Below are 12537 nucleotides of genomic sequence, written 5' to 3' on the forward strand. Positions count from 1 at the left end.
AATTATGCTGAAAGGCCTTCTCCTTCTTGCCGCCGTGTTTGTTGTACTACAGTCATCAGGAGCAGCAGGGCGAAACTGGACACTTGCGAATGTGAATGGCGGAGACTATGAACTTTCAGAACAGGCCGCCGGTCAACCGAGTCTTTTGATCTTTTGGGCAACGTGGTGCAAGCCATGCAAAGCAGAATTGGACAACATGCGAAGCACTTTTGACGACTTGCGTCGACGCGGCATGAACGTTCTGTTGGTGTCAGAGGATAACCAAAAATCAAAGAGTAGGGTAAAGCCGTATCTTGATTCTAAGAACTATGGTTTCACAGGACTATTGGATCCTGATGGAGAAGTGCTTAAGCTGTACGGGGGAACTTCAATACCGTTTATCGTAATGCTGGATGGAAATGGAACACCGGTTTTTGAGAATCGGGGTGAATTGAAAGATCCATCGGCAATGCTAGCAAAGGCAAATCAACTATTAGAGACGGCAAGTGATTAAGATACTATCGGCCATTTGTACTCTGTTATTAATTACGACGGCGACATTTGCACAACTTGAGGATCTTGAATTTGACGGTTCAAACCTGTTGCGCTGGGACAATGGCCGTGAGGTAGATACGAGACGATCTGGACTCGAACATCCCGACAATACAATCGCCAGGCGATTCGTGGAAAATCGACTTCGGCTTGACCTTTTCAGTGGTGACTTCCGATTGGGTGGGAGATACCTGTACTTCCGTCCATCCGAAGCAGATGTAGATCAGTTTCGGCTTGAAGACATAAACAAGTTTGACAAACGATTCTTTGAAGGCCAGGTTCGTCCTTTGAAGTTTCGTTTCGGACATTTCAGTGACATCTGGGCGTCAGGACTCACCTTGAGCATGTTTGAAAACCGAGATCTCTATTTCGACACAGAGCACGATGGTGCACGAATGCAAATCGACGCCGGTTCAATTAAGCTCATTGGCCTGACTGGCAAGACCGAAGTTGGAGCGTTGGTCAAGGAGATAAAAACAACGGCAGGCAGAATCGAGCTTTCTCCTGGAAGTGAGCATCTCGGATTCAGTTATGCATATCATGACAGCGGTACTCATCCGGAAATGAGTGTCGCAGGTGTCGACTGGAACTTAACGAGAGGTATATTTAATCTCTACGGCGAACGGGCTTGGAATGAAGCCGTTTTGCAGGGTCATAATAGTGCTGGGTACGCCACTTTTGTCGGCTTGACCGTTTCCAAGTGGGGATGGTCAATACTGGCCGAGTATGCAGATTACCGCTACGGTAACGTGACTCAAGTGCAGAATCCCCCGACTGTTCACCGGGAAGTGACGCCACGACTTCTGCAGGGAAGAGAACCCCACGTTATGAATGTCCCTGATGAAGTGGGAGCACAACTTGAAGTATCGGGGATGATTGGTGAAAGCACATTCTTGACAGCTCATTTCAATGCAAATAGTCATCATTCAGAAGATGATGAGATGATTCCGATACCAAGTATGGAAGAGAAAGACAGGGCGTTTTGGGACTTATTTGCGAATATTGATCATGAGTTTGAAGGCGGGCAAGAGGTTTTCGTAGAACTCGGGCTCAATGAAGAGGCTGCAAATATTTGGCAGGAACGGTATTGGGGACAATTGAGAGCAAGTTTTCCTCTGCGCGGCACGCAGGAAGTAGAGTTTGAAGTTGAGCAGCTAATGATAGACGACAAGACACGTGGTGACACATTCCATGATATGCTCTACGCAGTTTCCTGGGTTCCAAACGGTACGTTGTCGCTATACACTTCGCTTCAGTTGACGGATGATGAAGTGCTTAAGCGGAATGAAGGTGATTATTGGGCCTCAGGCGAGGCTGCGTGGAAATTCAGCGATGGCAGGCATCGTGCTATCTTGTTCTATGGCAAAGAGCGTGGTGGCCTGAAGTGCTCAAATGGTGTGTGTCGCCAAGTTCAAGCCTTTTCCGGTATACGTCTGACACTAGAAACTTCTTTGTAAGAGATGGCTGATACGGGTGATGCTCGGCGGAAATTACCAGGTGTGGATAAGATTCTTGAACGCCCCGAATTTGATACTTTTCGTGGCAAAGTATCGAACACTCGTCTTAGTCAAATAATAAGACAGGAGATCGAGAAGGCCAGGAAATCTATCGAAAAAGGCGGCGAGGTACAAAGCGTCGACTCCATTGCTGGGCGGGTGTTTGCAAGTGTTGAGGATCTCCTCGACGCAAGTCCGAAGCGTGTCATAAACTGTACGGGTATAATACTCCACACGGGATTGGGACGGGCACCATTGTCACGCGGTGCGATTGACTCACTTTTAGTGTCATGTGGTTACTGCGATCTCGAAGTCGACATGCAGACAGGCCTCCGCGGGAACAGGCAGGAGAAGCTTCAATCATTGCTCGCGTGGCTGACGGGATCCGAAGGCGCACTAGTCGTTAACAACAATGCGGCTGCGTTGTATCTGGTTCTGCACGAATTAGCTTCCGGCAAGGAAGTCATCGTCTCGAGGGGGCAGTTGATCGAAATTGGCGGAAGCTTCAGACTTCCAGAAATCATGTCACGTTCCGGTGCTAAACTTGTTGAAGTGGGCACGACCAATCGAACTCGTGCTGACGACTTTCGAAGTGCCATTGGCCGCAAATCCGCCATGCTTCTCAGGGCTTATCCTTCGAATTATCGCATTGAAGGCTTCTCGGAAAGCGTCAGTGTTGCCGAACTCGCAAAGATCGCAAGATCGCATAATCTGATTTGTGTTGATGATTTAGGTGGGGGATTGCTCTGGGATTGGGCAAAGCTCGGACTTCCAGAAGAGCCGAACGTCACACAGAGTCTGGAGGAAGGTGCTGATCTAGTTCTCGTGTCAGGTGACAAAGTTCTTGGTGGCCCTCAGGCAGGTATCATTTTGGGACGAAAAGAGCTTATTACGAAACTCAGGCGCTCACCGCTTGCAAGGATTCTTCGCCCCGGAAAGCTTGAGATCGCAGCACTTGCTTCAACACTCAAGAGCTTCTTACATCCAAGTCGGCCGTCGATTGAAATACCGACTTGGCGGATGCTGACTGAACCTGTCGCAATAACTGCTGCACGGGCGGAGAAACTCAAGCAAAAGTTAGGTTCGCATCCACGCTGGACGGAGCTAAGTGTCATCGAATCATCCGCACAAGCCGGATCAGGGACAATGCCTGTGACGCCACTTCCTTCAGTTGCAGTATCTGCGTTACCTAAGAGTTTCTCAGCATCCAGATGGGCCAAGCAACTAAGGAATACTGATATTCCCGTAATTGGAATTATAAAGGACGAAGTTGTACTGTTCAACATGCGTACAGTTGCGGATGAAGAAGTTGAATTGCTTGGTGAACAGATACTGAATTCGATTAAATAGTCGAATAGGACACAGAAATCGTGCTCACTATTCTAGCCTTAGTCCTATCTGCTTCTTTGGCTCACGCATCAACTGTCCAGTGGCTAACGATTAACGGCGCTATTGGACCGGTGGCAAATGAGATGCTTGAAAACTCTTTGCAGGCGGCCGCGGCAAATAATGCAGAGGCACTTGTCATCGAGCTTGACACGCCAGGCGGGTTATTGAAAACCACCAGAATTATGTGCAAGTCGATGCTCGCATCGGAAGTTCCGATCGTTGTCTATGTCGCACCCTCCGGGTCCCGCGCCGGTTCCGCCGGCGTTTTCATAACGCTCGCATCACATATCGCAGCCATGGCTCCCGGCACAAACATCGGTGCCGCTCACCCGGTTGGTCTCGGAGGAATAGGGGGGGGAGACGACACATCAAGTGTCATGGAAGGTAAGATAACAAATGATGCAGCCGCGTTCGCGAGAACTCTTGCAGAGAATCGAGGACGAAATGCGGACTGGGCGGAAAAGGCCGTCGTGGAGAGCAAATCCATTACTGAGAAGGAAGCGCTTGATCTTAATGTAATTGAGATTATAGCCGAAAGTGGCGAGAGTTTACTTGACTCTCTCGATGGACGGGTAGTCAGTATCGGCGGTGAACAAGACACCTTGCAAACACGGAATGCAATTGTCATCAAGACTCCAATGAGCTTCAGACTTCGGGTTTTAGACGTCATTTCTGACCCGAATATTGCTTACATCTTGATGCTTATCGGGATTTACGGTCTGTTTTTTGAGCTCTATAATCCGGGAGTAATATTGCCGGGTGTTATTGGCGGTATTTCGCTAATTCTCGCATTTTTCAGTCTTCAGCTGCTACCAGTAAGTTGGGCTGGTGTTCTCCTTATTCTCTTTGCAGTAATACTTTTTCTGCTGGAGATAAAGGTCGCAAGTTATGGATTATTGTCCGTGGCAGGAGTCATAAGCATGACCTTAGGATCATTAATGCTGTTCCAGCCCGGTATGACTGGAATTCAGGTTGGCCTCGAACTCATTATACCGGCAGCAATAGTCACTGCCTTATTCTTCGCATTCGTTGTGGGCATGGGGCTGCGCGCGCAATCACGCAAGGTGACTACGGGAAGTGAGGGATTGATTGGCGAGATTGGTGTTGCTTCGACTGATCTAAGTCCGCTTGGAAAGGTCTTGGTGCATGGGGAGTTGTGGTCCGCGCGTTGCCCGACACTAGTAGTCCGAGGCTCGAAAGTTAGAGTCAAGTCAATTTCCGGAATGGAATTGACCGTCGAACCTTATTTTGTGGAATCTTCATCATGATCGGAGTTACCATGTTACCGTTTATTGCGTTCCTGGTAGTCTTTGCGATTTTCATTATTGCAACCTCAATTCGAGTTCTGAATGAATACGAGCGTGGTGTCGTATTTAGGCTTGGTCGGGTTATCGGCGTCAAGGGTCCGGGGTTAATCATATTGATTCCTTTGGTTGACCGAATGGTAAAGGTGAGTTTGCGAACTGTTGTTCTTGACGTTCCTCCCCAAGATATTATTACCCGTGACAATGTATCTTTGCAGGTCAATGCAGTTGTATATTTCAGAGTGATGGATCCGGCTAAAGCTGTCCTGGACGTTGAGAATTACATGTTTGCCACGAGCCAGTTATCGCAAACGACACTTCGAAGCGTGCTTGGACAAATACAGCTTGATGAGATTCTGTCTGAGCGTGAGAAGATTAATGACGAACTACAGATGATCATCGACCGTCAAACCGATCCTTGGGGCATCAAGATCTCATTAGTTGAACTGAAACACGTAGACTTGCCGCAAGAGATGAAGCGAGCGATGGCTCGGCAAGCAGAAGCCGAACGAGAAAGGCGCGCAAAGATTATCGCGGCGGAAGGCGAGCGACAAGCCGCGGATCAGCTTACTGAAGCTGCCTCCGTGATCGCAAAGCATCCGGAAGCGCTGCAGTTGCGTTACTTGCAGACACTCGTCGAAATTGCAGCTGAAAACAATTCTGTTACAGTTTTTCCAATTCCGATGGAACTGCTTCGTCCATTTATGAACGTCGGAGCTGGTTCAGGACAGAGTTTCCAGTCAACAAAATCCGCTTAAGCTCAAAAGGTTTCTATGCCTCACCGCAATCCGCGACCAGTGATTCAGCTTCTGGGAAATTTGGCCAAAATTGCACTGCCGCTTCTTTTAATAACAGCCGTTTCTTGGTGGGTGCTTAATTTGGATACAAAGCCTGTCGGGCAGGTTCACGTGACCTCGTCAATAAAGGGAGCCGACGTCTACGTGGACGGTGTACAATCCGGTGCGGTGACAGATACGGTCTTGGATGGCATCGAAGTTGGCCGAAGGCTCATAACAGTTCGAGCGCCTGGTTTGATTAGTGATCCGGAAGTTGCAATAGTCGAAATCCAGGCCGGACGAATTGGAGTCGCGGCGTTCTCCATGGTTGACTCAGTCACTGCCTCAAAAGGTCCGGAAATCGTGCCACTTCGCGACGGCGTGCGTCAGGACATCTTCGCACTTGACGAAGCCATGATTCGCTCCATTCCAGCGGCGCCAAAGCGGCGATCCATGCTGTTGTATGGGGATCTTGATAGTGATCGGAACCCTGAAGCGGGAGAGAAGCTCGTAGGGCAAGCCATTTTGCCTTTAACGCACAAAGATACAGTGAATGCTTTGCAGGGAACTGCCAACAAAGCTGCCCTCGAACGTACAACACTTACGGGTACTTCAATTTCAGTATCTTCTGAACCTGCCGGAGGCGCAATATTGGTGAACGGCGCTCGGACTCCAAACAAGACCCCTTACACATATCGTGGCTTGGATCGAGGCTACTACGTATTCTCGATTGAACTTGATGGGTACATCTCGTCTCCAGATTCCATTGAAATTGTGTTAACAGAGAATGACCAGAGCGAGTTGGCAGCTTTCTCACTGCAACCTGTCAACAAGTTACCAACGCCCCAACTAACCATAACAACCGTTCCTCTTGCTGCTGGCATAAGAGTCGACGGTGTTGCCGTTGGAGTTGGATCTGCAGTTGTTTCATCTTCCTATGGCACGCGCGTCGTCGAGTTTGCCGGTGTTCCTGGATTCAAGTCACCCGATCCCATTCGGATTAATGTAACTGCGGACAACCCAAACCACGAGCTTGTCGGAACATATGAGAGGCTTTCCGGTACAGCGATGATTGCTATTGTGCCTAATGAGAATTTTGCAAAGTTTGACGGAAAAAAGCTTCGCGTTTACGTCGATGATGAACTGATTCTTGATAGCCCGGAAAAGTCTTTTGATGCAACACTGATTAGTCGCTTGTATCCGGGTGAACGAGCTATTAAGATACAATATGGCGACCTTGTCGCTGAAGACATAGTAAAGCTGACTTCTGACCAAGTTGCTGAATTGACAATTCGAGTTGACGCAATGTTCGGTAAGAGCAAACTCAAGTTCAAGACAAGGACTGAAATGCCGCTTGACAAATGGCAATCAAAATTCAAGAAATTGAACGTACTTACTCAAAGTTGATTGCAGCTTACGATATCGAAAGAGGACATGAAATTGACCCTCTAAAGGAGGGTTTTTCTCATGAGAGTACGAGACTAAATAAGTTTTTGTCAAGCCGCGGTGTCTGTTCCCGACGGGCAGCTGACAAGCTAATTGTTGCTGGCCGAGTTACCGTAAATGGAAAAGTGATTCGACAGCTTGGAACAAATGTTGATACAGTTCATGATATTGTTGCTGTTGACGGGGAGCAAGTTCGTGAACAGCTTGATTCAAGGATCATTGTGTTCAATAAGCCAGCTGGAGTGCTTTGCACGTGCAAAGCAGGGAAGGAGCAAGGCCCGATCTTGCTTGAGTATCTGCCAAATGACCGGCGCTACTTTCCTGTCGGAAGACTGGACCGTGACTCGTCAGGTCTACTTATAGTGACTGACAACGGGCAATTGGCTCATCGCCTGTCGCATCCGCGATTTGGTTCGACCAAAGTCTATCGAATCATTGTTTCACCGCCTCTACTTCGTAGTCAGGCAATGAAACTCGCAAAGGGCGTCATGCTGTCAGATGGGATTGCAAGGGCCGTCCATGTCCGCGAGTTGTCAAACAAGGAGTTTGAGCTCACGCTTTCAGAGGGTAGAAACCGTCAGATTCGTAGAATGGTGTCAGCACTTGGATCAAGAGTAGTTTCCTTAACGCGCACGGAACAATCAGGTATCAGACTTGGGAGTCTTCGTCCCGGTCAATGGCGCGAGCTGACCGATGATGAAAGACACAGATTGACGGCAAGTATATCTTCGAGTACAACATAAGTAAATTGAGGTGTGCCATATGTACCTTGTGGATGAAGAGAATCTGATAATCCATAGTCTGGCCTCGCCAAAGTATGAATGCCAGCTAAAGAAAATACCGGAAGACAAGAGAAGAAAAATCTATACACTTGACCAGGTAAAAAGAATGATCGACTCCCAACATCGTCCGCAATACAATGGTTGTCGATGGTGTATGGCAGAGTATCATACTTTCGACATGCAGAGTATTTTCAAGCGCGACTGATGGCAAGAGTTATTGTTGGGACTGCAGGTCACATTGATCATGGCAAATCTACTCTGGTACGAGTCTTAACTGGCACAGACCCGGACAGACTACCGGAGGAGAAGCGTCGAAAAATCACAATCGACTTGGGCTTTGCATTTCTGGAGGATGTGGCGGCCATAATCGATGTGCCCGGTCACGAGAAATTCGTTCACAACATGGTCGCTGGAGCCTCAACAATCGATTTCGCGATTCTTGTAGTGGCCGCAGACGACGGCGTAATGCCGCAAACCAGAGAGCATTTATACATACTTCAGTTCCTTGGGGTACGCTTCGGGACTATTGTTATTACAAAGTCAGATGTAGTAGAATCTGAATGGAGGGAGTTAGTTAAGGAACAAGTGCGTTCCGTTGTTCGCGACACATTTCTTGCCCATTCGGAGATTTATGAAATTGATTCACTCTCCGGACGAGGTATCCAAGAGTTCAGAAGCTTTCTCATTCGTTCTTTGAGAAATCTGCCAAGCAAGAGAACATCCGGTACACTCAGAATTCCGATTGATCGGGTTTTTAAGGTCCATGGCTACGGGACGGTTGTAACTGGTACTGTGCTTTCCGGTAAGGTGGAGAGCGACCAGCATGTCGAACTGCTTCCTGGCGGCTACTCTGCTCGGGTAAAAAACCTGCAATCGAACGCGAAAGGCTTCCACAACCTTCTGGCCGGTATGCGCGCCGCTCTTAACTTAAACACAGAGATACTTCCTGTTCGCGGGCAAACAATCACTGATCCCGGCAGTATGATCGTTTCTAAGAGGTTGTCAGTGCAGTTGCAGCAAGTACCAGGTTCAACAGCATTGCGAGACAGACAGCGTATTAGATTACTCATCGGTACTCAGGAGGTCATGGGGAGATATCGCGAACTTGCTGATGTGGAAGGAACAAAGTTCGCCCTGTTAATTCTTGAAGACTTTGTAGTTGCTGCTTGGCACGACCACTTTGTGCTTCGCCGCTATTCGCCCGTGGAAACCTTAGGCGGAGGCATAGTTCTTGAGCTTGATCCATCATTGCGTACCACAAGACGATCAGAATTAACGATAAGCAGGCTGAAGTCGCTCGCCGTTGAAGACGTATCTGCTGCGCTTTGCGCATGGCTAAGATACAATGCCCCCAAGAGTATCACTTGTCAGCAGCTTTCACAGCATTTTGGTATGACAGCAAGCGAGACACAAGAATTGCTGAGGATGCGTGCACCGGAGATAATTCTACATGGGGCGTTTGCCTTACACTCGCAGACACTTGACTCTTGGAAAGATCTGTTAAAAGGGCGGTTGCGAGATTTGCACACAACGCAGCCTGGTGAGAGTGACTTCGCGCTGGCAAACATATCGGCCCCCCTAGCATTCCCGGATACCACTTTGATTGAGTTCACGCTTGATGCACTTGTACGCGAGAGACATGTGATCAAGTCGAGCAGTCGTTACAGGCTGGCTTCTGCAAAACGTCTTGTTGATGACGATCTTGAATCACTGACATTAGAAGTTGTCGAGCTTCTGGCAAAGGAGAGATTTGCACCTTCTTCCGCCAGAGTAATCTCAGGTATACTAGATAAACCGCAAGGTCGCGTTGAAAAGGCACTGGTGATTGCAGCAAAGTCCGGGACGTTGATAAGGCTTGGAACGGACATGTTTTTCGAGTCCACGGCATTTCACGATGCGGTCCAATTGGTAACAAAACTATTGTCGGCAAAGGGAAGTATACAAGTTTCTGATTTAACAAAGGAATTGGGGTCGTCACGCAAGTACGTAGTCCCATTTCTTGAGTATTTGGATTCAATAGGCATAACTGAACGACGCGAGAGCACCCGAGTCAGAGGTCGTCATTTTAGTACGAAAGTTGAAAATGAAAAAGCTAATACTGATAATACTTGATGGATATGGAATCGCTCCTGATGGTCCATTTAATGCCGTGACTCGTGCACGCACGCCTTTTTTGGATAAATTGTGGGCTGAAAACTCATTCTCGACATTGAAAACGAGCGGTATCGACGTAGGATTGCCCACTGGACAAATGGGCAACAGTGAGGTTGGACATCTGAATATTGGTGCAGGCAGGATCGTTTATCAAGATATTACGAGGATTGACCTGTCTATTGAGAATCAGAGTTTTCAACAGAATGAAGTTCTTCTTGACCAGATTCGCAGAGCTCAGAAGAACAAAAAGACTCTGCACATACTTGGTCTTGTCAGCGATGGTGGAGTTCACTCTTCAATTCAGCATTTACGTGCAATTCTTGAGACCTGCAAGGCAAATGGCCTGAAGAGAGTCTCAATTCACGCATTCACGGATGGGAGAGACACACCACCGCGAAGCGGCATTGGTTTCATGGAATTGCTCGAGAAGTGGATTTCAAAGATTGGTGTCGGTCAGATTTCTACAGTTTGTGGTCGCTACTATGCAATGGACAGAGACAAGCGTTGGGACCGCATTGAAAAGGCGTACAATGCAATCTGTCACGGAATTGGAGTTCATGCACGGACAGCACGTGAAGCTCTGATGAACTCATATTCAAATGGCACAACTGATGAATTTATTCTGCCAACTGTCCTGTGTCAAGACGAACAGTCTCAATTGCTGCCCGGCGATGCCTGCCTGTTCTTCAACTTCAGAGCTGACAGGGCACGACAGTTAACACTTGCGTTGACAGATCCAGATTTCACTGGTTTTGCCGCGACTGTGAAGGTGAAGGACTATGTGACTTTTACACAGTATCACGAAGATTTTCGCTTTCCTGTCCTGTTCGCTCCGCAAAAGCTCATGAACATACTGGGCAAAGTACTCTCAGATAGCGGGATACTTCAATTGCGTGCTGCAGAAACAGAAAAGTATCCGCACGTAACGTTCTTTTTCAATGGCGGCGAGGATACTCCGTTTTCGGGAGAAGATCGATTGCTTGTTCCTTCTCCGAAGGTAGCAACGTATGACCTTAAACCGGAAATGAGTGCGGTCGAACTTACAGACCGGCTCTGTGAAGAGATTGCAAGGGATAAGTATCCGTTTATTTGCGCAAATTTCGCAAACTGTGACATGGTTGGTCATACCGGCGTGCTTGCAGCGGCAATTAAGGCCGTTGAATCGGTAGACGACAGTATGGCCAAAGTCTCCGAAGTTGCAGTTGCAAATGGCTACGCTTTGCTGGTAACTGCGGACCACGGGAACGCAGAGCAGATGTGGGATCCAAAGACGAATGGACCGCATACAGCACATACAACGAATCTTGTGCCAGTTGCATTAGTGAATAGCGATCGAGCCTATCGACTGAGGGAAGGTGGTCGACTTGCAGATTTGGCGCCGACAATTTTGGAGTACCTTGGGCTTGATGCGCCATCCGACATGACCGGCAAGTCACTATTGTGCAGTTAGCTGATTTGTCCACTGAACACAAGTACATCTTGTTGTTTGCCATCGTCTTCGGATTGCTCATACGAATCTATTTGATACTATTTGCGCCGATAGAAGGTTCATTCACACCGGGCGTATTGTCAGCCTACGGGGATGAGTTGGCGCATGTTGAATACACACGCCATATCATTGAGACGGGGGCGCTTCCGAGCAAGATAGTTCCCATTACAAAAGCATCGCTTCACGATCAACCGAGTTTTGAGAACTACCAGTCACCTCTTTATTACATCATTCACGGCACAATTTGCCGCGGACTTTCAGTCACAAGTGTCTATGCTGTTGCCATGACAGGTCGGCTGCTATCATTCGCCTGCATGCTTTTGGTCATTATTGTAGGATTGAAGATACTTGATGCACTAGGAAAGAGTATTTCGATTGTCACGAGGATCAATGCAATTTTGTTCCTAGTTCTTTCTGGTGTTTTCATAAGGTTCTCGACACTTGCCGGCAATGAGATGCTTGCATGGTTAATGTCAGGATGCGTCATTCTTGCTTTCTTGAAATATAGGCAGTTTCGATCAACTCGCTATCTTAATCTTCTCGCCTTTACATTTGTGGTTGGACTTTATTCAAAGCTGACAGTTTTGGTGCTAAGTCCACTCATCCTTGCTTTACTTATTCAGTCATTCAGGAGTGGAAAAAGGCGAGAATCGATTATCGCTGCAATCTTCTTGGTCTTTATGACAGCGCCTCTGTTCATTTACAATACATACACTTTTGGCAGCCCCGTACCATTGTCCAGTGGATTTGGTGAGCCAACAATTCGTGTGCCAAACTTCGACTCACTACTTTATGCAGTGAGGTCATCTGTATTCCCGTGGAGTGAGTTGTGGCGCAATTGGATTGGACTAATGGCAATGCTTCCTGCGGTCTTGCTCGTTTTCATGGTGTCACTTCTGGTATTCAGACAATCCAACGAACAGAAGTGGACGAAAATTCTTGGAATCAGTGGGATCGCCGCATACGTCTTGCTTAATGTACAGTATGATCAAGCTGAAGCACGTTATGCCTTTATTTCCTGGCCAGCCATAGTTGCAGGCTTCCAGGGACTTCCAAAATTTGCCGCATCGCCCTGGTTAATTGCAATCTCGTTGATTTTACCTCATATTCTCTTTGTCCTCTAATGGCGTATTTGGCAAGCTGAGATCGCTCAGCAGGGAATCAGCTCTT

10 protein-coding genes are annotated in these 12537 nt (G+C 47.8%); all 10 read left to right on the forward strand.

Annotation, left to right across the window (positions count from 1 at the left end; genetic code table 11):
* The first annotated feature begins 4 nt into the window (after positions 1–4).
* The 10 genes from HUU59_01960 (at position 5) to HUU59_02005 (ending at position 12491) form a co-directional block, all read left to right on the forward strand.
* The gene (locus HUU59_01960; protein NUO18202.1) at positions 5–493 is read left to right on the forward strand and encodes a TlpA family protein disulfide reductase; all 489 of its coding nucleotides are present in this window, start codon (positions 5–7) and stop codon (positions 491–493) included.
* Entirely contained in the window at positions 486–1988 is a 1503-nt protein-coding gene (locus tag HUU59_01965; protein NUO18203.1) for a hypothetical protein, read from the forward strand. The genes HUU59_01960 and HUU59_01965 overlap by 8 nt, the downstream gene beginning before the upstream one ends.
* A 3-nt stretch (positions 1989–1991) precedes the next feature.
* On the forward strand, positions 1992–3377 hold the full coding sequence (selA, locus tag HUU59_01970; protein NUO18204.1) for an L-seryl-tRNA(Sec) selenium transferase: 1386 nt from the start codon (positions 1992–1994) through the stop codon (positions 3375–3377).
* Positions 3378–3499: 122 nt separating this feature from the next.
* On the forward strand, positions 3500–4684 hold the full coding sequence (locus HUU59_01975; GenBank protein NUO18205.1) for a nodulation protein NfeD: 1185 nt from the start codon (positions 3500–3502) through the stop codon (positions 4682–4684).
* 11 nt (positions 4685–4695) lie between these two features.
* Positions 4696–5478, forward strand: coding sequence for a slipin family protein (locus HUU59_01980; protein NUO18206.1), 783 nt, complete (start codon positions 4696–4698; stop codon positions 5476–5478).
* A 150-nt stretch (positions 5479–5628) separates the two neighbouring features.
* Positions 5629–6903 (forward strand): PEGA domain-containing protein, encoded by a 1275-nt coding sequence (locus HUU59_01985; GenBank protein ID NUO18207.1) that lies wholly within the window; start codon positions 5629–5631, stop codon positions 6901–6903.
* A gap of 86 nt (positions 6904–6989) precedes the next feature.
* Complete coding sequence (locus tag HUU59_01990; GenBank protein ID NUO18208.1) at positions 6990–7685, forward strand: rRNA pseudouridine synthase; 696 nt, start codon at positions 6990–6992, stop codon at positions 7683–7685.
* 243 nt (positions 7686–7928) lie between these two features.
* Positions 7929–9836, forward strand: a complete 1908-nt coding sequence (gene selB, locus HUU59_01995; protein NUO18209.1) for a selenocysteine-specific translation elongation factor — start codon at positions 7929–7931, stop codon at positions 9834–9836.
* Positions 9808–11328 carry a 2,3-bisphosphoglycerate-independent phosphoglycerate mutase gene (locus tag HUU59_02000; protein NUO18210.1) on the forward strand — a complete coding sequence of 507 codons (1521 nt, stop codon included), beginning with the start codon at positions 9808–9810 and terminating at the stop codon, positions 11326–11328. Before selB ends, HUU59_02000 begins: the two co-directional genes overlap by 29 nt.
* A gap of 5 nt (positions 11329–11333) precedes the next feature.
* Complete coding sequence (locus tag HUU59_02005) at positions 11334–12491, forward strand: hypothetical protein (protein ID NUO18211.1); 1158 nt, start codon at positions 11334–11336, stop codon at positions 12489–12491.
* The last annotated feature ends 46 nt before the right edge of the window (positions 12492–12537 follow it).

This window comes from bacterium, assembly GCA_013360195.1.
Classification (GTDB): domain Bacteria; phylum Electryoneota; class RPQS01; order RPQS01; family RPQS01; genus JABWCQ01.